This is a genomic window from Marinobacter nauticus ATCC 49840 (genome assembly GCF_000284615.1).
GTDB classification, from domain to species: domain Bacteria; phylum Pseudomonadota; class Gammaproteobacteria; order Pseudomonadales; family Oleiphilaceae; genus Marinobacter; species Marinobacter nauticus.
The window spans coordinates 867,076-889,118 of the sequence record NC_017067.1 but is presented as its reverse complement, the minus strand read 5'-3'; the positions used below and the strand labels follow the sequence as shown (position 1 = coordinate 889,118).

20 protein-coding genes and 1 tRNA gene are annotated in these 22,043 nt (G+C 58.1%); 4 read left to right on the top strand and 17 right to left on the bottom strand.

The window, feature by feature from the left end; genetic code table 11:
* Positions 1–117: 117 nt before the first annotated feature.
* A tRNA-Leu gene (locus MARHY_RS04075) sits at positions 118–204 on the top strand.
* Positions 205–352: 148 nt separating this feature from the next.
* Here the strand turns inward: MARHY_RS04075 and MARHY_RS04070 are convergent.
* From MARHY_RS04070 to mpl, 4 genes are all read right to left on the bottom strand, one after another.
* The gene (locus MARHY_RS04070; RefSeq protein WP_041655405.1) at positions 353–2,287 is read right to left on the bottom strand and encodes a hypothetical protein; all 1,935 of its coding nucleotides are present in this window, start codon (positions 2,285–2,287) and stop codon (positions 353–355) included.
* Positions 2,288–2,433: 146 nt separating this feature from the next.
* Positions 2,434–3,573 (bottom strand): acyl-CoA dehydrogenase family protein, encoded by a 1,140-nt coding sequence (locus MARHY_RS04065; RefSeq protein ID WP_014420677.1) that lies wholly within the window; start codon positions 3,571–3,573, stop codon positions 2,434–2,436.
* A gap of 122 nt (positions 3,574–3,695) precedes the next feature.
* The gene (locus tag MARHY_RS04060; protein ID WP_014420676.1) at positions 3,696–4,319 is read right to left on the bottom strand and encodes a flavin prenyltransferase UbiX; all 624 of its coding nucleotides are present in this window, start codon (positions 4,317–4,319) and stop codon (positions 3,696–3,698) included.
* Positions 4,312–5,706: a UDP-N-acetylmuramate:L-alanyl-gamma-D-glutamyl-meso-diaminopimelate ligase gene (gene mpl, locus MARHY_RS04055; protein WP_014420675.1), complete on the bottom strand. Its 1,395-nt coding sequence runs from the start codon at positions 5,704–5,706 to the stop codon at positions 4,312–4,314. The genes MARHY_RS04060 and mpl overlap by 8 nt, the downstream gene beginning before the upstream one ends.
* Before the next feature lie 144 nt (positions 5,707–5,850).
* Between mpl and MARHY_RS04050 the strand changes: the two genes are divergently transcribed.
* Positions 5,851–7,113: a 6-phosphofructokinase gene (locus tag MARHY_RS04050; RefSeq protein WP_011785862.1), complete on the top strand. Its 1,263-nt coding sequence runs from the start codon at positions 5,851–5,853 to the stop codon at positions 7,111–7,113.
* Between the two features lie 73 nt (positions 7,114–7,186).
* On the opposite strand, the gene MARHY_RS04045 is transcribed toward MARHY_RS04050, so the two are convergent.
* Both MARHY_RS04045 and MARHY_RS04040 read right to left on the bottom strand, forming a co-directional pair.
* The gene (locus MARHY_RS04045; protein WP_011785863.1) at positions 7,187–7,441 is read right to left on the bottom strand and encodes a GrxA family glutaredoxin; all 255 of its coding nucleotides are present in this window, start codon (positions 7,439–7,441) and stop codon (positions 7,187–7,189) included.
* A gap of 154 nt (positions 7,442–7,595) precedes the next feature.
* Positions 7,596–9,722, bottom strand: coding sequence for a methyl-accepting chemotaxis protein (locus MARHY_RS04040; RefSeq protein ID WP_041655402.1), 2,127 nt, complete (start codon positions 9,720–9,722; stop codon positions 7,596–7,598).
* 58 nt (positions 9,723–9,780) lie between these two features.
* On the opposite strand from MARHY_RS04040, the gene MARHY_RS04035 reads away from it, so the two are divergent.
* Positions 9,781–10,206, top strand: coding sequence for a YqaA family protein (locus MARHY_RS04035; protein ID WP_014420673.1), 426 nt, complete (start codon positions 9,781–9,783; stop codon positions 10,204–10,206).
* Here the strand turns inward: MARHY_RS04035 and MARHY_RS04030 are convergent.
* A complete protein-coding gene (locus MARHY_RS04030; protein ID WP_014420672.1) occupies positions 10,203–11,609 on the bottom strand; it encodes an ABC1 kinase family protein in 1,407 nt (468 codons plus the stop codon). The genes MARHY_RS04035 and MARHY_RS04030 overlap by 4 nt on opposite strands.
* Positions 11,610–11,862: 253 nt before the next feature.
* On the opposite strand from MARHY_RS04030, the gene MARHY_RS04025 reads away from it, so the two are divergent.
* Positions 11,863–12,957, top strand: a complete 1,095-nt coding sequence (locus MARHY_RS04025) for a GGDEF domain-containing protein (RefSeq protein WP_014420670.1) — start codon at positions 11,863–11,865, stop codon at positions 12,955–12,957.
* Here MARHY_RS04025 and lipB read toward each other — a convergent pair.
* The 10 genes from lipB to MARHY_RS03975 all read right to left on the bottom strand — a co-directional run bounded on the left by lipB (position 12,945) and on the right by MARHY_RS03975 (position 21,993).
* Positions 12,945–13,583, bottom strand: a complete 639-nt coding sequence (gene lipB, locus MARHY_RS04020; RefSeq protein WP_014420669.1) for a lipoyl(octanoyl) transferase LipB — start codon at positions 13,581–13,583, stop codon at positions 12,945–12,947. The two genes, MARHY_RS04025 and lipB, sit on opposite strands and share 13 nt — an antisense overlap.
* A gap of 2 nt (positions 13,584–13,585) precedes the next feature.
* Positions 13,586–13,864: an HP0495 family protein gene (locus MARHY_RS04015; RefSeq protein ID WP_370228928.1), complete on the bottom strand. Its 279-nt coding sequence runs from the start codon at positions 13,862–13,864 to the stop codon at positions 13,586–13,588.
* A gap of 32 nt (positions 13,865–13,896) precedes the next feature.
* A complete protein-coding gene (locus MARHY_RS04010) occupies positions 13,897–15,060 on the bottom strand; it encodes a D-alanyl-D-alanine carboxypeptidase family protein (protein WP_014420667.1) in 1,164 nt (387 codons plus the stop codon).
* A 57-nt stretch (positions 15,061–15,117) separates the two neighbouring features.
* The gene (locus MARHY_RS04005; protein WP_014420666.1) at positions 15,118–16,005 is read right to left on the bottom strand and encodes a septal ring lytic transglycosylase RlpA family protein; all 888 of its coding nucleotides are present in this window, start codon (positions 16,003–16,005) and stop codon (positions 15,118–15,120) included.
* A gap of 110 nt (positions 16,006–16,115) precedes the next feature.
* Entirely contained in the window at positions 16,116–17,258 is a 1,143-nt protein-coding gene (gene rodA / locus MARHY_RS04000; RefSeq protein ID WP_014420665.1) for a rod shape-determining protein RodA, read from the bottom strand.
* Positions 17,258–19,156, bottom strand: coding sequence for a penicillin-binding protein 2 (mrdA, locus tag MARHY_RS03995; RefSeq protein WP_014420664.1), 1,899 nt, complete (start codon positions 19,154–19,156; stop codon positions 17,258–17,260). The genes rodA and mrdA overlap by 1 nt, the downstream gene beginning before the upstream one ends.
* Before the next feature lie 8 nt (positions 19,157–19,164).
* Positions 19,165–19,635 carry a 23S rRNA (pseudouridine(1915)-N(3))-methyltransferase RlmH gene (rlmH, locus tag MARHY_RS03990; protein WP_014420663.1) on the bottom strand — a complete coding sequence of 157 codons (471 nt, stop codon included), beginning with the start codon at positions 19,633–19,635 and terminating at the stop codon, positions 19,165–19,167.
* Between the two features lie 2 nt (positions 19,636–19,637).
* Positions 19,638–19,988, bottom strand: coding sequence for a ribosome silencing factor (gene rsfS / locus MARHY_RS03985; protein ID WP_011785874.1), 351 nt, complete (start codon positions 19,986–19,988; stop codon positions 19,638–19,640).
* Between the two features lie 93 nt (positions 19,989–20,081).
* Positions 20,082–20,732, bottom strand: coding sequence for a nicotinate-nucleotide adenylyltransferase (nadD, locus tag MARHY_RS03980; protein ID WP_014420662.1), 651 nt, complete (start codon positions 20,730–20,732; stop codon positions 20,082–20,084).
* Between the two features lie 4 nt (positions 20,733–20,736).
* A complete protein-coding gene (locus MARHY_RS03975) occupies positions 20,737–21,993 on the bottom strand; it encodes a glutamate-5-semialdehyde dehydrogenase (RefSeq protein ID WP_014420661.1) in 1,257 nt (418 codons plus the stop codon).
* Positions 21,994–22,043: the final 50 nt, after the last annotated feature.

Sequence of the window (22,043 nt, the reverse complement as noted above, 5' to 3'; positions counted from 1 at the left end):
GTTTGACAGCACCTGAACGAATCATTAAAGTACGCGCCATCGGTTGAGGGGCAACTCCTCACCACTGGCAGAAACGCTAGGTTTTCAATAAACTATACGCGAATCTGCAAATCACCTGCCGAGGTGGTGAAATTGGTAGACACGCTAGCTTCAGGTGCTAGTGGGGGCAACCCCGTGGAGGTTCAAGTCCTCTCCTCGGCACCATTTTCTTCCCCAGAAAATGGCCTAAGAAATTAAAAATCCCGAAAAATCAGCAGCATCTGACGTCGAACTCGCCGTATTTACGCCGAGCATTTTGTGCTGTCTGGAAGGACGACAGACAGAACATCCATCGCCCTTTCCGCAAACCGCCTTACTCCGACAGCCTGTCCAACAGATAGTCCGAGAGGCTCTGGTACTCGTACTCCACTGTGGAATACGCCCGGCCCGGCCGGTCGAGAGGACCGTCACCGCAATCGGATGTGGCGACGAAATCGACCAGATACGCCGTCTTGAGCAGGTTTGGACGCTGCATATCCAGCTCTTCGCTGTTCAGTGCGTCGTAAAACAGCTGCCACTGGAACGCCCCGTTCGCAGAATCCACTTCTGGCCTATTTGCGGTCGCCCGATCCAGGAACGGGAACCGGAGCAAGCGGGCAAAAGAGACGCCATTACGCTCATCAATATCGTATTCATAGGCACCAGCCCCGAAAAGATCGGAAGCGGCAACGTCACTGGTAAATGAGAAGGGAAACAGCCGGGTCGCATACTGGCCGTTGCGCTCGGTATCGTTAGGCGCAACACCCTGGGGCGCGCAGGAGGCTCCACCACCTGCAAACTCAACGGCTGCTTCCAGGCCACCGCCCGCGGTCAGCCGATACCCACTGACCAGATCCCGTGGCGACTGCTCGCCATCCAGAATGTCCGCTGGCGAATTGGCCTCCTCTAATGTCAGCACGCGATCATCAGCTCTGCCGGGCACGGATTCCAGCAGAGTCCCGGTCTGCTCATCCCAAACCCAGCTGATGTCACTGATACCATCCAGTTCGGTTCCCCTTGGCGTTACCCCGAGCGTCTGCTCGTGACACGTAGTGACGGTATCGAGACTGGCCGTGCCATTCTCCCACGCAAACTCCAGACGCTCGTGCACGCCCTCCTCGTCGTACCAGACGGCACTTTGGGGCGAAAGGGAGGAAGATGGCAGCCACTGAGTCTTCAGATTGGTCATATAGCCATCGGCCTGAAACAGGCGGGCCATCTCTGGCAATGAAATCCCCATGCAGCCCCGACTGGATACGGCCAGCAGCCTGCCACCTTCACTGTATTCAAAAGACAGCTCAGCCGAGGCACCGAGATCAGAGGTACTGGTAGGCAGTACGTCTGATCGGGTTGGCCGTGCCGAAATCCGCTGACTCACCAGAAGCCTGGGATTGCTTACTTCCACATCAACATCCGGCAGTACCAGCGTATCGGTATCCACATTGCCGTAGTTGCCACCGGACGCAGCAGCATCGACAATGGCAATAACCTCATCAACGTTCTGCACCACCGAATAACCAAGCAGGTACACCCCGTCAGGCGGTAACAGGCTGGCTTCGCTGCCGTCACTGCCATTCCCTGCCAGGTAATCGTTGTAGCCATCAGGAATCTGGCTGGCCATGAACCGCGCCAACGCCCGGGCATAGGCGTGAGCCCGGTCATCATTGGCAAGAATATAGTCCTTCCACAGGTTGATACCGTCCAGATCAGCGAACCGGTTATCCGGAATCGGATTTTCAGCATTCCACTGGCCGGCCAGGCTCCGGAAACGGGCCAGCGTAGTCAGGGGGGTAATATTGGTTACGCCGGGGCTGGCTGACATCAAAAACGCCCGGCTGACCGCCTCATCGCCGTAGCTACGCTCCTCCAGGGTCTGGCCGGGAATCGCGAGGGCATAAAGCGGATAATCCCTGGGGTCCAGGTTTGCGCCGATCGATGGCGGAACATCCAGTGCGGAAACGTCCATGGAAAACCGCCCGCCGGGACCGCTCATCACGGTTGGCTCGCCGTCTTCGAGTATGTGGGTATTACCGCTGTCCAGCTCAATCTCCACCGGCCCTGCGGTGTACTGACCATTGTCGTCAAGATCCAGCCAGACCCGGGCATTGTTGAGGTAACCATCGATTACCCGCCCCTGGTAGGGCGCTCGCTCACTGTAGGTAACACCATCGAACTCCCGGCCATCAACCGGCAGGTCATCGGATTCATCGCCACAGCCGGCGATCACAAGTGACAGCAGAGGAACGGTAACACTGATCAGACGTTTCATCGCGGCAACCATTTATCCTTGTTAGAGGTTGTGCCGCTACTTTAGGAGATGTGCCGCCGGGAGACCTTGACAGGCTTGGCAAATTGTAAAGTTTGGTAACGAGCAGGCCCCGGAATGTGCCGGGGCCTGCAAATCGGGGCAATTCGTCAGAACGACCGCGCCACGATTTCTTTCATGATTTCGTTGGTACCGGCGTAGATCCGCTGCACGCGAGAATCGGCCCACGCCCGTGCAATCGGGTACTCCCACATGTAGCCATAGCCACCGTGCAGCTGAACGCATTCGTCCATCACCTTGCATTGAAGGTCGGTGGTGTGCTGCTTGAGCATGGCCGCCGTCGGGATATCCAGCTTCTTGTCGAGGTGCAGCTCCAGGCAGCGGTCTGTAAAGACACGGGCTGCCGTGATTTCGGCTTTCAGCTCGGCCAGCTTGAAACGAGTGTTCTGGAACGCGATGACCGGTTTACCGAAGGCTTTGCGTTCTTTCACGTAATCCAGGGTCCACTGCCAGGCGGCCTCGGCGGCAGCGACGGCGGTCAGAGCCACCTGAAGCCGCTCTGCCGGCAACTCCTGCATCAACTGGAAGAAGCCCTGTCCTTCCATGCTGCCCAACAGATTATCTGCCGGAACTTTTACGTCCTGGAAGAACAACTCAGAGGTATCCTGGGCCTTCATGCCCACCTTGTTCAGATTCTGGCCCTTTTCAAAGCCCTCCCAGGCGGTTTCGACCAGCAACAAGCTGGTGCCCTTGGCACCTTCTTTGGGGTCAGTCTTGGCAACAACAATCACCAGATCCGCTAGCTGACCGTTGGTGATAAAGGTTTTTGAGCCATTCAGAATGTAATGGTCACCCTGGCGGATGGCCGTGGTTTTCACGCCCTGAAGATCGGAACCTGCCCCAGGCTCGGTCATGGCGATGGCCGTGATCATTTCACCTGATGCCATTTTGGGAAGATACTTCTGCTTCTGCTCTTCCGAGCCGTAGTTCAGGATATAGGGCGCCACGATATCGGAGTGCAGCCCCCAGCCAATGCCGGACAATCCGGCCCGGGAGATTTCTTCCATGATCACCGCCGAGTAACGGAAATCGGCCCCCACACCGCCGTACTCTTCCGGCAGCATGGGGCATAGGAACCCCAGCTCGCCCGCTTTTTTCCAGAGCTCCCGGCTGACCTGGCCATCCTTTTCCCATTGGTCGTGATACGGAGCGGCTTCCTGTTCCAGGAATTTGCGAACGGAGTCCCGGAAGCCTTCAAGATCGGCATCGAACAGAGTACGTGGAATCATTGCTGAACCTCGGTGAACGGGTTGGTTTATCGTTGTGTTCAGCAAGTCTGTGGCGGGGCGGGGTTTCGCTCAATGGTGAAAACCATCAATCGCTTTGGCCAAAACCATCGCCCCGGAACGGGTCAGTCGGCTTTCTTCTCGCCCCAGCGGGGTACCAGAGTCTGCGGAAAATCCAGGTGGTCGAGAATCCGGGCAACCATGAAATCGACCAGATCATCCACCGACTGCGGGTTGTGATAGAACCCAGGGCTCGCCGGCATCATCACCGCACCCATGCGGGTAAGCCTGAGCATGTTTTCCAGGTGCACCTCAGAATAGGGCGTCTCCCGTAACACCAGAATCAGCTTGCGGCGCTCCTTCAGGGCCACATCGCCGGCGCGCTCGATCAGGTTATTGCTGGCCCCGGTCGCCAGGGCCGAGAGCGTACCAGTGCTGCAGGGGCATATCACCAGCGGCGCCTTCTCGCCGGAACCGGAAGCCGGTGGAGAAAACCACTCCTCCCGGCCAAAGACCTGCACCTGACCGGGCTGCGCACCGGCGAAGTCCGACAAGGCCTCTGCCATGGCAGGCGTAGAACCCGGCAGCCGAAAATCGGTTTCAGTCGCGATCACCACTTGGGCCGCCTTACTGATCATCACGTTCACACGGCAACCGTTGGCTACCAGGCACTGCAACAGACGAAGCCCGTACTGGGCTCCCGACGCGCCGGTAAACGCCAGATTAACAACCGGTGATTGTTCAGCCACGACGCTTCTCCAGTTCCGCCACCAGTTTCCGATGAATGCCGCCAAAACCGCCATTACTCATGATTACGATATGACAGGTCTCTGGCAGTCCCTCCAGGGCCTTCTCAATCAGCTCCTCCACCGACGCCTCCACCCTGTGATGATCCAGCTCACCATGTTCCGCCTGCCAGTTCCCCACCAGTTCCGGCAACCAGTCCATATCACTGAGATTACCCCAAAGCACCCGATCCGCCAGTGCGGCACTCGGGATCAGCGTCTGCTTGTGCACACCCTGCTTCATGGTATTGGAGCGGGGTTCGATAATGGCCAGGATTGGCTCATCCCCCACCCGATTGCGCAATCCCTCCAGGGTAGACGCAATCGCGGTTGGATGATGGGCAAAGTCGTCGTATACGCGCACACCGCCGATTTCGCCCACCAGCTCCATTCTGCGCTTCACTCCAGAGAACCGGCACAACGCCGCCACCGCATGGTCAGGCGTAACGCCCACATGACGGGCAGCGGCAATCGCCGACAGGGCATTACGCACATTGTGCAAGCCGGTCAGCCCCCATTTCAGCGTCGCAACCGGCTGCTCATGGTGGATAACCATGAAGCGGCTGCCATCCTCAACCAGAAGCTCAGCCCGCCAGTCCGCCGTGCGGCTGATCTCGCTGCCGATAGCCGTATCCTGCACCGGGCTCCAGCACCCCATCTCCAGGGCATTATCCAGGTGGCTGTCCAGAGCGGGTCGAATGATCAGGCCCTGAGACGGTACGGTACGCACAAGGTGGTGGAACTGACGCTCGATGGCTTCCACGTTTTCGAAAATGTCGGCGTGGTCGAATTCCAGGTTATTCAGAATCAGGGTATTCGGGCGGTAGTGGATGAACTTGGAGCGCTTGTCAAAGAACGCGCTGTCGTACTCATCCGCCTCGATCACAAAGAAATCACTGCTGCCCAGCCGGGCAGACACCGGAAAGTCCTGGGGCACACCGCCTATCAGGTAACCGGCATCAAAGCCGGCCTGGTCGAGAATCCACAGCAACATGGCCGTTGTGGTGGTTTTGCCATGGGTACCGGCTACGGCCATCACCCAACGGTGGCGCAGGACCTCCCGGGCAAGCCATTCAGGGCCAGACATATAATCAATGCGCCGGTTGAGCACTGCTTCCACTTCCGGGTTACCCCGGGACATGGCATTTCCGATCAGCACCAGATCCGGTTTCGGCTCCAGGTTCTCGGGCCGGTAACCTTCTGTCAACGCAATGCCCTGGGCCTCCAGCTGAGTACTCATGGGAGGGTAAACGCCCTGGTCCGAACCGGTCACCTTATGCCCCAGCTCCCGGGCGATCACCGCCAGACTGCCCATGAACGTGCCGCAAATGCCCAGAATATGTATATGCATTAAGGTTGTGCCTCCGGTTTGAAACCTGCCAAGCCTCTACCATACTTTCTGCGCGGTCAAGAGCCGGCATATGCTCATGAAAAACCGCGGTGTTTGGCGTATCATCTGCGCCATCGTTGAACCAGCAGGAGGCTTCAGCCCGAGATGGCTATCAAGAACGCATTTTATGCCCAGTCTGGCGGGGTCACCGCCGTTATCAATGCCAGTGCTTGCGGTGTTATCCAGACCGCACGCAAACATCCGGACCAGATCGGCAAGGTCTATGCCGGCCGCAACGGCATCATCGGTGCTTTGAAAGAAGAGCTGATTGATACCAGTCTGGAATCTGACGACGCCATCCAGGCCCTCATCCACACGCCCGGCGGGGCTTTTGGTTCCTGCCGCTACAAGCTCAAGAACATTTCCGAGAACCAGCGCGAATACGAGCGCCTGATTGAAGTGTTCCGGGCCCACGACATCGGTTACTTCTTCTACAACGGCGGCGGCGATTCCCAGGATACCGCCTATAAGGTCTCCCAACTGGCCGATCGTATGGGTTACCCGATCACCTGCATTGGCGTGCCCAAAACGGTCGACAACGACCTTCCCTTCACCGACTGCTGTCCCGGCTTTGGTTCCGTGGCCAAGTACATTGCCACATCCACCCTCGAAGCCAGCCTGGATATCAAATCCATGTGTGAAACCTCCACCAAGGTCTTCATTCTGGAAGTGATGGGTCGCCACGCCGGCTGGATTGCTGCCGCTGGCGGACTGGCCGGACAGAGCGAAGGCGAGCCGCCTCACGTCATCCTGTTCCCGGAAATTCCCTTCAACCGGGAGAAATTCCTGGAACGAGTGGATCAGTGCGTGAGGGATTACGGTTACTGCGTGGTGGTGGCGTCTGAAGGCGCCCAATACGAAGACGGCCGCTTCGTTGCCGATGCCGGCGCCAAGGATGCCTTCGGCCACACCCAGCTTGGTGGTGTTGCACCGGCCCTGGCCAATATGGTGAAACAGGCCCTGGGCCACAAATACCACTGGGCAGTGGCAGACTATCTGCAGCGTGCAGCCAGGCACATTGCCTCGGCCACTGATGTGGAGCAGGCTTACGCGGTTGGCAAGGCTGCGGTGGAAATGGCCCTGGCAGGCAAACAGGCTCTGATGCCCACCATCGTGCGGGATCAGGCCAAGCCTTATCGCTGGTCAATCGGCGAGGCCAACCTCAGCGAGGTCGCCAACCAGGAAAAGAAAATGCCGATCCATTACATCACAGACAACGGCTTTGGCATCACTCAGGATTGCCGGGATTACCTGCAGCCGCTGATCGCCGGCGAAAGCTTCCCGCCGTTTGACGACGGTCTGCCCAGGGTTGCCAAGCTGAAGAACCAGCTGGTGGAGAAGAAACTGAGGACCGAGTTCGAACTCTGATCCTGCCCTGCAGCCCTACAAAAAAGCCCGGCCAAAATTGCCGGGCTTTTTTTACGCTACAAACGGCTGCGACCTAACTGGCCGTTTGCGCCTCATGGCGGCGCACATACGCCGAGAAATCGTCGAAACCACCCACATACTCGGAACCCACCAGAATCTGGGGCACCGTGTAGACCGGATGGCCGATACGGTCGGCAATGTCCTGTTTGCTCATGCCTTTTTCGATCATGTCCACCCACACGTAGGGGATGTTTCTGGATTCACACAGGTCCCTTGCCCGAACGCAAAAACCACAACTTGAACGGCCATAAATCGTGACCTGCTCCATACATACCTCCTGACTCAAAGGGTTGCGAGTGGTTGGCACTCAGCGCATTTATAATGTCGCAATAATGGCATGGCGAGCACCAATTGAAAATTGATCCTCGCCATGATCGTGATAGTAGCTGACGATACCGATATCGCCCGAGGAAGGGCCAGCCTCAAGTATTCAGGCGGCCCAGTTCGCGATCCAGCACCTGAACCTGGCCATCGAGCGCTTCGCCACTCTGACGGACCCGCTGCGCCAACTCCCTCAGATCGTTGGCTGCGTCGCCGATGTGGGTCAGGTTCCGGTTAATTTCCTCGCTCACCGAACTCTGCTCCTCAGCGGCGGTGGCCACCTGGGTGACATGTTCAACAATCGTGGCGATACGCTCAACCACTGTGGCCAGCGAGTGACTGGCTTCCCGGGTTCCCTCTACCGCGCTGGTGGCTCGCTCCACCCCGGTTCCAATGACCGTTACCGCACCGTCCACGTCGCCTTTCAGGCGCTCAATCATGCCACTGATCTCGTCCGTGGATTCGCGGGTTCGGGACGCCAGCGTGCGCACTTCATCGGCTACCACCGCAAAGCCACGCCCCTGCTCTCCGGCCCGTGCAGCCTCGATAGCGGCATTCAGTGCCAGCAGATTGGTCTGCTCGGCAATGCCACGGATTACTTCCAGAATCCGGTTAATTTCCTCACTGCGCTGGGCCACGTGACCAATAGCCGAGCTGGCCTGATCCATATCGCCGGCCAGTGCATCCACGCCCCGCAACGCCGTACCCAGAGTATCCTGGGTAAATTTAATGCCATCCCGCGCCGCCCGGGCATTATCCGCTGCCTCGCCAGCAAAGCCGGCCACTTCCCCCGCCGCCGCCGACATTTCATTCATGGCGGTCACCACACTGTCGATATCCTGATGCTGGCGGGCTGTCTGTTCATCGGTATCCCGTGCAATGGAGCCCACATCCGAAGCCTGCCCCCGCACCTGGGCATTCACATCTTTGAGGTCGTTGATCATTTCCCTCAGGCGGGCCAGGAAGGCATTAAAGCCGCCAGCAAGGTCAATCAGCTCGGCATGAGTGTCAATATCCAGTTCACGGGTAAGATCGCCCTCGGCACTGGCCAGATTGCGCATGCGCTTCCGGATTTCGTCCAGCGGCCGGGTAACCGAACGCACCAGCAACACCAATACGGCAATCGCAAGCACGACCACCACAATGCCCACCACGGTTTGGCGGGTGGCCGTGCTGGTTACTTCGTCTGACAGCAACGCCGTTATTTCATTCACACTGGCCAGGGCGATATCGCGCGGCAATTCAATCAACAGCGACCATTCAGCGCCCGGTAACGCGACCTTGACGGGATACGACACGGCGAGAATCTCACCGTTGTCGAAGCTGCCTCCGTTGCGGTGCAACGCCGTAAATTCGCCAGCCAGATCCGGCAGTGCTTCCCGCAGTGGCCGGCCCAGATGCTCCTGATAATGACTCGAAGCAGCAATCAGGCCTTTCTCGCTCAGCAATGTGACCCGTGACTGGCCGCCAAAGAGTTCCTCGCTGACGCGGGCAATGGTCGACTGCAGTGTCGACAGGTTGATGTCGGAACCGACCACCCCGGCAAACTCGCCGTCACTGATCACCGGCACCACCAGGCTGGTCATCAGCTCGGAGTAGCCCTCTTCAATCTCATACTCATAGGGCTCCATCAGGCAGGGCTTCAGAGAATCGCGGGAACACAGGTACCATTCGGCTTCACGGATCCCGAACTCATTGCGGTTGTCCAGGTATTTGGTGGCAGGGTCTTCGGTTCTGCTGAACAACACATTGCCGGCCGGGTCCCGATAGTAGTAGATCTCAAGGGTACCCTCATCACTGCTGTGTTCTTCCACGCCGCCGGTAAAGTAAATGTCCTGGCCGTCGTAACCATCCGGCTCAAACTGGGCGTAAATCGAACTCAGATGCTTCTGTTCCTCGAGCACAGCCCCAATGTTTTCCTGAAGGTCGCGCCGGCTTATCCTTCCGGAACTGTCCGCTTCTATATTGCGGGTAATCAGGCTGCGAACCACTTCAGGCGTCTGGTAGGCGGTTTCGAATACTCCGGTCACCAGCTCACCGTATTTCCCTGCGGTCGCGCTAAGCTGATCCATTACAATACGTTGCACCGTGCCCCGGGTTTCCCGGGTCAGCCGTTCCTCCATGGAACCGAGGGAGAGCTGGGCGGTGATAACAATACTCACACCCATGGTTAGCAGCAGTGCAATCACCAGGGCGTAGAGTTTTACGCGCAGAGAGAGTTGTTTCATGTACATCGAAACCTTTTTCTGTGAGGCTTAACCAACATCCTAGAGCATGGAGGCGTTTTTGGCCTACCTGACCCTGTTCCTGACATCTTTTGCCGCGGCAACGCTGCTGCCCGCGTATTCGGAAATACTGCTCGGCACCCTGGTCAGCCAGAATTATCCCCTGTTCTGGTTGTGGTTCTGGGCAACCATGGGAAATACTCTGGGGTCAGTGGTTAATGGGCTTATCGGCCGGCAAGTGGATCGCTTTAAGCACAAACGCTGGTTTCCCGTCAGTGAACTTCAACTTCACAAGGCACGAAACCGGTTCAATCGATATGGTCAGTGGTCGCTCCTGCTGGGCTGGTTGCCCATTGGCGGCGATGCACTGACTCTGGTGGGCGGCATTATGCGAGTCCCCTGGCTGAATTTTATTGTTCTGGTGGGGATTGGTAAGGGACTGCGCTATGCCTTCGTCATCTGGGTGGTGCTGACCGCGTCTGGCTAGGCAGCACCGCTCCCATAGAGGTATTTTCTCAACAAGTCCTCGCCGTTGAACTCGGAGTGCAACACCGCAATGAACGTGTAAACCCCGATTAGTTTTCGATTGAGGAACACGAATTCCTTGGGGGGTACACGAAAATAGCGGCTGATGGCAGACCTTGCGGCCTGCTTGGCCACTCTCGAGGGCAAATCGCTCTGTTTCCAGCGGTACTGGCCATGGCTGTTGACGGCATAATCCGGCCACTGACTGCGATCCTTCGCCAGGGGTTCCAGTACTGACATACAGACCTTGCCAAACTTGTCCAGCACCTCCGCCGGCCAGTCCCGGCTCATGAATCTGAGCTTGATTCCGCCCTCAACAACCTGCTCCAGATCTTCCTCATAGGAAGCCCTGATCATCTGGATGACCGGCTTCAGAAAGTCAGACGAGTAACTCTGCACGGCGCCAAAATCCAGCAGGACAATCCGGTCAGTTTCCGAATCACCACCCTGTTCGCCCGCAATACGTATCCGGTAGTTGCCGAAATTCGGGTCGGTCTGGATCTCACCCCATTCAAATAGTTCCCGGAAAAATAATTCCAGGGCTGCCTGGCCCAGGGCACTGCGTCGCTCCAGTGGCAATTCACGAACCGCCACTGAACTGACCGAATGGCCGTGCTCATAGGTCGAGGCAATAATATGATCCGTTGAAAATTCTGCCAGCACTCTTGGCACCACAAAGCGTGGATCATGGCTTAGCATCTGGCGGAACTTTTCGGTGGTACGGGCCTCCAGCCGGTAATCCACCTCCCGGTGCATCATTTCCCGGACTTCTTCCAGCCAGTCGTTGAATTCAGGGCCGAAGCTGACCAGCCGCGCCACTTTGAGCAGATGAGCCACAGCGTTCAGATCACTGTCGACGGCATCGGCAACACCGGGGTATTGCACTTTGAGCACAAGCTCCAACCCGTCGCTACGGCGTACCGCACGATGAACCTGGCCAAGTGAGGCGGCTCCTATAGGCTCCGGGTCAATATCGAGTTCAGAAAGCCGGCTCTCCCCCAGTTCGGCTTTGAGCACCCGCTCGATGGCCGGCCACTCCAGAGAGGTGGTCTGGTCTTCCAGAGTGTGCAGCGCCTCAGTGACTTCTTCGGGGAGAAAATGCTCGCCGTACAGCGCCATGACCTGCCCGATCTTGACCACACTGCCCTTGAGCCGGCCAAGTTCGTCCACCAGAAACCGGGCCTGACTGGAGAGCATTGCCCGATGCCGCTGCTCCCGGGTTTCCTTGTTGCTGAACCAGTTAGTCGCCATATGGGACGCCATGCGCGTGCCGGCGAACAGTCCGGCTCTGGTCAGCGACAACCTGCGCTCAAAGCTGCCGGTCTTGATACGGGAGACGGATTTTCCGGGTCGGCTGGAAGACATGAAAGACCTGTTTATGTCAGGAAATGTGAATGCCTGCAATTCATCTGACCATTATACGGATCTGGGCGCGCGACTACCTAACCCAGTCGTCGCGCCGGCACTGCCCCTGGAGCCAATGTGTATAAACTTCGACCAATTTAAAAGAGTTCGTGACATCGGTTACGTTTTGACACAGTCACAGATCACAAAGCGGTCTAGTATTGGTTGACAGGGTTTCTGTGATATTTATCAACTACAACAACACCACCCACACATGAATCAGCCCGCTTCAAGAACGCCAGACGCCGAGCTGTCGCAGTTTCGCGTTAAAGGCGAAATACCGGTACCGGCCCTGATCAACGGCCTCACCTGTGCGGCAGTGCCGTTGCTTGTGTTTTTTGCCTGGCGCTCGTCCGGCCACGGGGACCCGTTAACTTCACGGCTGCTGCTGGCCTTCGCCGCCCTTCTGGCCATTAATGCGATCGTCTTTCTGAGCCTGGGCCACAAAACCCTCCAGCGCCGGGCATTCATTACCCTGATTATCGCTCTGTTTACCTACCTGGCCATTCAGGCGGTTGAAGACGGCTCGGCCATCATCTGGCTGTTCGCCTATCCCCCCATAATCTTCTACATCAGTGAAGCCAGAGTCGGCATACTGGCCTGTGTGGGCGGATGGCTGGCCGTATTATTTCTGTTCAGTCCGTTGGGGGATATGGTTTTTGACTCGCCCTACAGTACCAGCTTCCGGCTTTCCATGATCATCGTGCTGGCTTTCGAAATGGCCACTTGCTACATCCTCGACCAGAGCCGGCGGCGGAGCAAGCTAGGCTTGATCCGGCTGGCCGCAGAATTCGAGTACGCCGCCAAGCACGACGCGCTCACCAGCCTGGCCAATCGCCGCGAAGGTTTGGAACAACTGGAAACAGAGTATCAGCGCTACCTGCGTAACGGTCGCAGCTTCTCGGTTCTGCTGATGGATATCGACCTGTTCAAGAATGTAAACGACTGCTACGGTCACCAGGCGGGCGACGACATGATCGTGTTGGTTGCCCGCACCGTGACCGGCCAGAGCCGCAAGGTGGACACCATCGCCCGCTGGGGCGGAGAAGAGTTTCTGGTACTACTCCCCGAAACCGCCCTGACCGAAGCCGCCGCTACGGCAGAGCGAATCCGTTCAGCCGTGGCGAGCCAGGCCATTGACTGCGCGGGCAAGCGAGTGACCGCCACCATCAGCATCGGCGTGGCCTGTATACAGGGGTCGGAGTCGATCGATCGCCTGCTGCAACGGGCCGATGAGGCGCTGTATCAGGCCAAGACGCTGGGGAGAAATCGCGTATGTCAGGCTACTGAGGCGCTTCACCAGCCCTGACGTTGCTCCACCTGACAATGGCCCAGGCCTTCGACCAGCTCGCTCACCAGCCGGCGTTCCAGGTCATAGACCGAGGCTCCGGCCTCAAAATCACTGACTTGGCACATGGACATACCCGCGTAGCCACAAGGGTTGATTCGGGAGAAGGGTTCCATGTCCATGTTCACATTCAAAGCCAGGCCATGGAAGGAGCAGCCCCGGCGGACCCTCAAACCCAAGGACGCAATCTTGGCGCCATTCACATAGACACCCGGCGCATCTGACCGCGGTGCTGCTTCGATGCCGCCTTGGGCCAGGGTACGGACAATCGCCTGCTCAATGGCACTGACCAGGTTACGCACCCCGAGTTTACGCCGGGTCAGATCAATCAGCAGGTAGATCACCAGCTGCCCGGGGCCGTGATAGGTCACCTGACCACCACGATCCACCTGAATTACCGGAATGTCTCCTGGCAGAAGGATATGCTCGGCTTTGCCCGCCTGCCCCTGGGTAAACACCCTGGGATGCTCCAGGCACCAGAGCTCATCCACGGTGGCCTCGTCCCGGTTGGCGGTGAACGATTTCATCGCTTCCCAGGTTTCCATGTAGGGCTGTTGCCCCAGTGACCGTACGATGAGGTCAGCCACCGTTACAGCACCATGTGAACGCGGCCACTGGCCTTAAGCTCTTCAAAGAGTGCTTTGAGCTGATCTTCACCGGTCGCCACAATTTTCAGCTGAACCGAAGAAAACCGGCCTTTGCTGCTGTCGTTCACCGAGATGTCCGCTTCAGACAGTCCCGGGGCATGCTGCTCAACGACCTCCACCACAAATTCGGTGAAATCGGGCGCGGCATTGCCAATCACCTTGATGACATAGTCACAGGGAAACTCGATTTTTGGTGCTTTCGGCTCAGTCATGCCGCACATTACTCCCGGCTAAGGCAAACAGCGCCTCAACCTCAGTTAAACAGTTGAACAAAAAACAGCTTGATGGCGTCCCAGATGCGCTTGAACAAACCGCCTTCAGGCACTTCGGTAAGTGCCAGCACCGGCTCATCCACCAGGGTTTCACCATCCAGAACCACACGAACGCGGCCCAGCTCATCTCCCACCTTAATGGGCGCTTTTATCACGGAATCAAGGTCGACCACCGATTCCAGTTGCTCGCGGGAGCCACGGGGAATGGTGACATAGATATCCTCCGGCATGCCTACCGACACCTCATCCGCCTGACCGCCCCACACTCTGGACGCCATCAGCTCCTGACCGGCACGGAACAGCCGCTCGGTTTCAAAGTAGCGGAAGCCGTAGTTGAGCATTTTCTGCACTTCCTGGGCCCGGGCCTCAGAGCTGCTGGTTCCCATAACCGTAGCAATCAGCCGGGTCTCACCCCGCTTGGCCGATGCCACCAGACAATAACCGGCCTCTTCCGTGTGCCCGGTTTTCAAACCATCAACGCTATCATCCCGCCATAGCAGGCTGTTTCGGTTGGGCTGACGAATATTGTTGTAGGTGAAGTGCTTCTGCGCATACAGCGAGTAGTTTTCCGGGTAGTCCTGGATAATATGCCGTGCCAGGACCGCAAGATCGTAGGCGGTTGAGAAATGGTCTGCGGAGGGCAGGCCGGTGGCGTTTTCGAAGTGGGTATCTTTCATGCCCAGCAGTTGCGCCTGCTGGTTCATGATGTCCACGAAAGCCCCTTCACTGCCGGCCACAAACTCGGCCAACGCCACAGACGCATCGTTGCCAGACTGGATAATCACACCCTTGAGCAGATCCTCAACGGACACCGAGGTGCCCTCCTGCACGAAGGTTCGGGACCCCTCTGTGCGCCAGGCCTTGACACTGATAGGTACCATATCCGACATGGAGATACGGCCTTCATCCAGCTCGCGCTCGACAATATAGGCCGTCATCATTTTGGTCAGACTCGCCGGTGGCAAACGCTCATTGCTATTGTGCTCCATGATCACACGACCACTGAGCGGATCCATCAATACCCAGGAGCTACCGGCAATCTGCGGCGGAGACGGGATCAGTACCGCCTGCGCCGAGGCCTGCCCGCTCATCAGCAACAGGGAAAAAACCAGAAACAGTGTTCGAGTTACAGTCTTGAAAGCCATGGATAGTTTCATTCGTCGTCAGATGCTTGTCTTATGTTGGTTCTGAACTCAGTCGGTTCAGTGCGAATCGGTCAGTACAATAGACTGCCGGAACCCTCTTGATTCCAGAAGGTTCTGAGCGTAGCGCGCGTCGCCCTCGCTCTTGAATGGCCCCACCTGAACCCGATGGAACCGGCCATTATCAGTGGTGATCTCCCGGACCCTCACAGGATTATCCAGCACTCCCAGCAGACGCTCGCGCATGGCCTCAGCCGGATCCCGCTGACTGAATGCGCCGAGCTGAACAAACAGCCCCTCACCGGCAGCCAGGTCTGTTGATCCGGAAGCCGGCGAGGCAACCACCGGAGCCTGGCCAGCGGCATCAAACGGCTTGCCAGCCAGAAACATGGCGCCGTCCGGACGCACCGTAATAGCGGCCACTTCGACCCTGGCGGTACCACGGGATTGATAGCCGAGCTTCTTGGCAGCGGCATAGGACAGATCGATCAGCCGATCCCCGTGGAAGGGGCCGCGATCGTTCACACGGACAATCACCGAACGGCCGTTATCGAGATTGGTCACTCGCGCGTAACCCGGAATCCGAAGGGATTTGTGTGCCGCCGACATGGCATACATGTCGAACACCTCACCGTTGGAGGTCTTGTGGCCGTGAAATTTCTCGCCATACCAGCTCGCGGTGCCGCGCTGCACGTAGCCGTCGTTACTGTCCATCACATGATAGCGCTTGCCCCAGACCGTATAGGGCGACTTGTTGCCAGCCGACCGTGGCTGCTCATATCGGGGTGTGGCATCGGCCAGGCCGCTGGCGTCAAAGCTGCCCGAAGGTGCCCGATCCTGCTTAATGGTATAGCGTGACGAGTGGTCAACTTCAGGACTGCTGGCACAGCCGGCCAGCAAGGCAGCTAAAGCCAGTGCGGGAATCCGTTTGTCAGAGACCTTGACCATGTCTGTTCACTACCCCAAAACCTGTGTATTGATACCGCCATTACTGACCAGCAACATTGTAACGGGTTCCCTTGTGTATACACCATTACCGGGCAGCCATCATTACTGGTTCAGGCGGTGATCATCCGACGATGGGTGTGAATCGACATCAGCACGCCGAACGCCGCCATCAGAGTGACACTTGAGGTGCCGCCATAGCTGATCAACGGCAAAGGCACACCGACCACTGGCAACAGGCCGCTCACCATTCCGATGTTGACAAAGATATAGATGAAGAACGTCATGGTCAGTGCTCCGGCCACCAACCGGCTGAAGGAGTCCTGGGCGGTAACCGAAATATAGAGACAACGCAGGATAATCAGGAAGTACACCGTCAACAGCAGCAACATACCGATAAAACCGAACTCCTCTGCCAGCACCGCGACAATAAAGTCAGTGTGGCTTTCCGGCAAAAACTCCAGGTGTGACTGGGTGCCCTGCAACCAGCCCTTGCCCTCCATACCGCCGGAACCGATCGCGGTTTTCGACTGGATAATATTCCAGCCGGCTCCGAGTGGATCGCTCTGGGGGTCCAACAGCGTCAATACCCGCTGCTTCTGGTATTCCCGCATGACGAAGAACCACATCAGGGGGGCAGAAACCGAGACCATGGCGAGGAACGCGGCAATCAACTTCCAGCTGATACCGGCAAAAAACACCACGAAAATGCCGGCCATGCCGACCAGCAGAGAGGTACCGAGATCCGGTTGCTGGATGATAAGGAACATCGGCAGCAAAACGATCACCAGCCCCGTCATCACCCTGGGGAAGGTCGGTGGCAGGTAATAGCGAGACAGATACCAGGCTGCCATCATCGGTACCACCAGCTTCATGAACTCGGAAGGCTGAAACCGGGGCAGGCCAGGCAACGCCAGCCAGCGTTGCGCCCCTTTGGCACCGACACCCACCAGCAACACGGCGACCAGCCCGATCAGCCCCAAGCCGTAGAGCCAGGGCGCCCATCGGCGAAAGACCGCCGGATCCAACTGAGCGAATACGAACATCACCACAAAGGCAACGCCCAGGCGAATACCCTGTGCCTTGACCACATCAATATTCCGGTCAGCCCCACTGTAAAGCACAAAAAGGCCGCCACCGACGAGCAACAACAGAAGCCCCAGGAGAATCGGGTCCAGATGCAACGCTGACCAGATACTGCGATTGCGCCCCAGATCGCTGCTAGTCTGAGTGCTCCACAATTTGCTACCGGCCATCAGTTATCTCCCCCGGCCGCTCTGGAATCGCTGATTACAGGTTCCGCCTGCTCCGCCGGAAACTCCTCCAGCCAGGCATCAAACAAGGCCCGGGCAACCGGAGCCGCGGCGCCGCTGCCACTGCCACCATTTTCAACGATAACCGCCACTGCGATCTTGGGGTCATCCGCTGGCGCAAACCCGACAAACAGCGCGTGGTCCCGAAGTCGTTCCCTTATCTGCTCTTCGTCGTACTCCTCATCCTGACCAAGACTGAATACCTGGGCCGTGCCCGTTTTTCCAGCCATTCGGTAGCTTGCGCCTCGACCAGCGCTTCGCCCCGTCCCCCTGGCACCGTGCATCACTTCTTCCATGGTATCGACGACATATTCCCAATCGTCAGGATCCTTCAGTTCAAGCTGCTCATGCGTCTGCTCCGGGAGGAATTCCTCCACTGGACTGTCGCCATGAACATCCTTAAGCAACCTGGGTTCAACCCAGGCTCCGCGATTGGCAATCAATGCTGTAGCCGTTGCCAGTTGCATGGGCGTTGCCAGCAAAAAACCCTGTCCAATGCTCATGTTGACTGAGTCTCCGGGATACCAGGGTTCATTTCTCACGGCCCTTTTCCAGTCTGCGGTCGGCAACAACCCGGTCAAAGCACCGGACACATCCAGGGTGGCATCCTCACCAAAGCCGAACCGGGCCAGATAGGAAGACATGACATCCACCCCCATATCAACGCCCACTGCGTAAAAGTAAACATCATTGGATCTCGCCATGGAGTACTTCAGATCCACCCAGCCATCGCCAGAGCGATTCCAGTTCCGAAAGCGCCTCCCGCCCTCACGTAGCTGGAAGTATCCCGGGTCCCAGATTCTACGGTCTTTATCCGTTGCTCCGCTGTCCAGCGCTGCAACAGCCATCATGGGCTTGATGGTCGACGCAGGGGGGTACTGGCCCCGGAGCGCCCTGTTAAACAATGGCTTATCGATACTCTGACTCAATTCGCGATAATCATTGACGCTGATACCGGTCACAAACTTATTGGCATCAAAACCGGGCACACTGGCAAGCGCCAGAATCCCGCCGGTCTTGGGCTCGATAGCAATGATCGCACCTCGCCTGCCCTCCATCAGCTCATGCGCCCGACGCTGGAGCCGCAAATCAAGATGGAGCTGGAGGTCTTCGCCCGGAACAGGATTTACTCGCTCAAGCACCCGCAAGATCCGGCCACGGGCGTTGGTTTCTACATGCTGGTAGCCCACCTGACCGTGAAGCGCCTCCTCGTAGAAACGCTCAATCCCGGATTTGCCGATGTAGTTGGTCCCCGCGTAATTGACCGGATCGATACGCTGAAGTTCGTCGCGATTGATACGGCCGACAAACCCCAGGGCATGGGCGGTCAGCTCGCTATGGGGATAGTAGCGAACCAGTTCGGCCTCAACTTCCACCCCCGGAAACTGATGCCGGTGCACTGCCATGCGGGCAATTTCGGCTTCGTCGAGATCGTAACTCAGGGGGATCGCCTGGAACGGACGCCGCGGCTCCCGCAGTCGGCGCTCGAACCGTTCCAGATCTTCATCGGCAATACTCAGAATGTCGCTCAGGCGCGCCAGTGTTGCGTCCATATCGCCAACGCGCTCCGGCACTACCGTCAGGCTGAATACCGGGCGATTCTCCGCCAGCAGAACGTTATTCCGGTCGTACACCAGGCCTCGGGGAGGCGGTACCGACTGTACCTGAACCCGGTTTTTGTCAGACAGCGTGGTGTAAATTTCGTGCTCAACGATCTGCAACTGGTACATCCGAGCCAGCAACCCGGTCATCAGCACCAGGACGAACACCAGCATCACCATGGCCCGGCGCTGGAACAGCCGACGCTCCGCTGCGGTATTTTTCAGTTCGCCCCAGACCATGTCTGTTCCTAGGCCCGGTGGTAAGGGTGGTTACGGGTGATGCTCCAGGCCCGGTAGAGTTGCTCGGCCAAGAGGATTCTCACCAGAGGGTGGGGCAAGGTAAGAGGCGACAGTGACCATTGCTGGTCCGCTCGCTGTCGACAGGCATCCGCCAGGCCGTCGGGGCCTCCGACCAGAAAAGCGACATCCCGGCCGTCCTGTTGCCAGTTTTCCAACTGTGAGGCGAGTTTTTCCGTTGACCAGGGGCGCCCACCCACCTCCAGAGCCACCACGCGGTCACGAGCGCCTGCTGCAGACAGGATAGCGTCGCTTTCCCGCTGCATCAGCCGGGAGATGTCGGGATTTTTGCCCCGGTGGGCCATGGGGATTTCAGTCAGTTCAAGGGGCAACTCGGGCGGCATCCGGCGAGCGTAGTCGTTGTACCCCGCAGTGACCCAGTCGGGCATTTTCTGCCCCACACAGATCAGACGCAGGCGCATGACTACTCGCTGCCCGCAGCACCGAGATCCGGAGCATCACGCCAGAAGCGCTCCAGATCGTAGAACTCCCGGGTAGCAGGCATCATCACGTGAACAACCACGTCACCCAGATCAACCAGGATCCAGTCACTGCCGCCTTCACCTTCAACGTTGGATGCACGTACACCCTGCTCTTTGGCCTCGATCACCACCGAATCCGCGAGGGATTTTACATGTCGGTTGGAGGTACCGGATGCCAGAACCATAAAATCGGTCACGCTGGTGCGGTCGCGAACATCAATCACACTGATGTCCTGAGCCTTGATATTTTCCAGTGCGTTAACGACCAGATCTTTCAGTTGTTCAGCCTGCATAATTACCCTGTAGTACGGGTACTGGCCGGTATGGCCACCCGATCAATGATATTCAGACGCGATTGTAGCATCAAAGACGCCTGTGAATAACTCCTATTGGCCTTCAACGGGCCGGGCACCGTAGAGCCCCCAGGCGCGGATGCTCCGGCAGACGTCATCCGGGGTGAGGTAGCGTGGCGACCGGCCCGCCGCGATACGCCGTCGAATACCCGTGGCGGAAATATCCAGCAACGGCGGTGCCAGCTCCAGTACCTGGCCCGCCGGCCGCGAATGCAGCTCCCACGCTGAACCCACACAGCGCTCTGCAACCAACTGCGCTGCCTCGCTGCCCACCGGCAGTTCCGAGCCGGGGCGGCGCACCACCACGATATGGGCAAGCCCGGGGATCTCCTGCCACTCGCGCCAGCGGTCAAACGATGAGAAGGCATCGGTACCGACCACCATCACCAGAGGGCAATCCGGCCCCAGCTCGGCCCGAAGCTGGCGCAGTGTATCGGCAGTGTATGAGGCTCCGCCCCGCTGCACCTCCTGTTCGTCCAGCGCCAACGCGGGCTCGCCAGCGATGGCCTGCCGGATCATCTCCAGACGCTGCGCTGCACTGGCGCCGGTGTTACCCCGATGCGGCGGGATATGGCTGGGCACCAGATGCACCCGGCTCACCTCCAGCGCCTCGGACACTTCCAGTGCCAGTCGGAGGTGACCGTGGTGAATCGGGTCAAAGGTGCCACCGTAGATCACGTGCATGGTGTCAGGTCCGGATATGGCCGTCACCGAACACCACGTATTTCTGTGAGGTAAGCCCTTCCAGACCGACCGGCCCACGGGCATGGATTTTATCGGTGGAAATACCAATCTCAGCGCCCAGGCCATACTCGAAGCCATCGGCAAATCGGGTTGAGGCATTGACCATGACAGAGCTGGAATCCACCTCAGTCAGGAACCGACGGGCTCGGGTGTAGTTTTCGGTGATAATGCTGTCGGTGTGCTGGGAACTGTAGCGATTGATGTGCTCAATGGCACCATCCAGTCCATCAACGACCTTCACCGCCAGAATGGGGGCAAGGTATTCCGCGTGCCAGTCTTCCTCGGTAGCTTCGACAATATCTCCTAGAATGGCACAGGTGCGCTGGCACCCCCGCAACTCCACGGTTTTGCTTCGGAACTGTTCCGCCAGCAGCGGCAACAAGTCCTCCGCCACCTCGTCATCAACCAGCAGGGTTTCCATGGTATTGCAGGTCCCGTAACGCTGGGTTTTGGCATTAACCGCTACCTTCAGCGCCTTCTCCGGGTCGGCATGGCTGTCGATGTAAACATGACACACACCATCCAGATGTTTGATTACCGGCACACGGGCGTCCCGACTGATGCGCTCAATCAGGCCCTTACCGCCGCGGGGAACAATTACATCCACGAACTGAGGCATGGTGATCAGCTCACCCACAGCGGCCCTGTCGGTGGTGCTGACCACCTGGACTGCAGTTTCCGGCAACCCCGCCTCGCTCAGGCCCTGTTTGAGACAACGGGCAATGGCCTGGTTGGAGTGAATCGCCTCGGAGCCGCCGCGCAGAATGGTTGCGTTGCCGGATTTCAGGCACAGGCTGGCAGCCTCGACCGTGACATTGGGCCGGGACTCGTAAATGATACCGATCACCCCCAGCGGAACCCGCATCTTGCCTACCTGAATACCCGACGGGCGATACGTCATATCAGTAATCACACCCACAGGGTCCGGCAGCGCAGCCACCTGTCGCAAACCCTCAATCATGGCATCGATGCGCTGAGAGGTAAGTTCCAGGCGGTCCAGCATGGCACTATCGAGTCCATTTTCCCGGCCACGCTCCAGATCCTTGCTGTTAGCCGTGGCAAGCTCGGATCTGGCGGCGTCCAGGGCGGCGGCGGTGGCCCGAAGTGCCTGATTCCGCACGGCAGTGGAGGACCGGGCGACTTCCCGGGAAGCGGCCCTGGCCTGCTGGCCGAGCTCCGTCATGTAGGCTGCTACATCCATTGATTTACCCTTAATTCTGCAAGCTGATTCCAAAACGGGAGGGTTACTTT

Excerpts from the sequence above, each read along its gene's own strand:
- MARHY_RS04065 (WP_014420677.1), bottom strand. The coding sequence starts at position 3,573 with ATGATTCCACGTACTCTGTTCGATGCCGATCTTGAAGGCTTCCGGGAC.
- rlmH (WP_014420663.1), bottom strand. The coding sequence starts at position 19,635 with ATGCGCCTGCGTCTGATCTGTGTGGGGCAGAAAATGCCCGACTGGGTC.
- MARHY_RS04070 (WP_041655405.1), bottom strand. The coding sequence starts at position 2,287 with ATGAAACGTCTGATCAGTGTTACCGTTCCTCTGCTGTCACTTGTGATC.
- rsfS (WP_011785874.1), bottom strand. The coding sequence starts at position 19,988 with ATGCAGGCTGAACAACTGAAAGATCTGGTCGTTAACGCACTGGAAAAT.
- MARHY_RS04015 (WP_370228928.1), bottom strand. The coding sequence starts at position 13,864 with ATGTGCGGCATGACTGAGCCGAAAGCACCAAAAATCGAGTTTCCCTGT.
- MARHY_RS03975 (WP_014420661.1), bottom strand. The coding sequence starts at position 21,993 with ATGGATGTAGCAGCCTACATGACGGAGCTCGGCCAGCAGGCCAGGGCC.
- MARHY_RS04030 (WP_014420672.1), bottom strand. The coding sequence starts at position 11,609 with ATGTCTTCCAGCCGACCCGGAAAATCCGTCTCCCGTATCAAGACCGGC.
- nadD (WP_014420662.1), bottom strand. The coding sequence starts at position 20,732 with ATGCACGTGATCTACGGTGGCACCTTTGACCCGATTCACCACGGTCAC.
- MARHY_RS04010 (WP_014420667.1), bottom strand. The coding sequence starts at position 15,060 with ATGGCTTTCAAGACTGTAACTCGAACACTGTTTCTGGTTTTTTCCCTG.
- MARHY_RS04045 (WP_011785863.1), bottom strand. The coding sequence starts at position 7,441 with ATGGAGCAGGTCACGATTTATGGCCGTTCAAGTTGTGGTTTTTGCGTT.
- MARHY_RS04005 (WP_014420666.1), bottom strand. The coding sequence starts at position 16,005 with ATGGTCAAGGTCTCTGACAAACGGATTCCCGCACTGGCTTTAGCTGCC.
- rodA (WP_014420665.1), bottom strand. The coding sequence starts at position 17,258 with ATGGCCGGTAGCAAATTGTGGAGCACTCAGACTAGCAGCGATCTGGGG.
- MARHY_RS04025 (WP_014420670.1), top strand. The coding sequence starts at position 11,863 with ATGAATCAGCCCGCTTCAAGAACGCCAGACGCCGAGCTGTCGCAGTTT.
- mpl (WP_014420675.1), bottom strand. The coding sequence starts at position 5,706 with ATGCATATACATATTCTGGGCATTTGCGGCACGTTCATGGGCAGTCTG.
- MARHY_RS04040 (WP_041655402.1), bottom strand. The coding sequence starts at position 9,722 with ATGAAACAACTCTCTCTGCGCGTAAAACTCTACGCCCTGGTGATTGCA.
- MARHY_RS04050 (WP_011785862.1), top strand. The coding sequence starts at position 5,851 with ATGGCTATCAAGAACGCATTTTATGCCCAGTCTGGCGGGGTCACCGCC.
- mrdA (WP_014420664.1), bottom strand. The coding sequence starts at position 19,156 with ATGGTCTGGGGCGAACTGAAAAATACCGCAGCGGAGCGTCGGCTGTTC.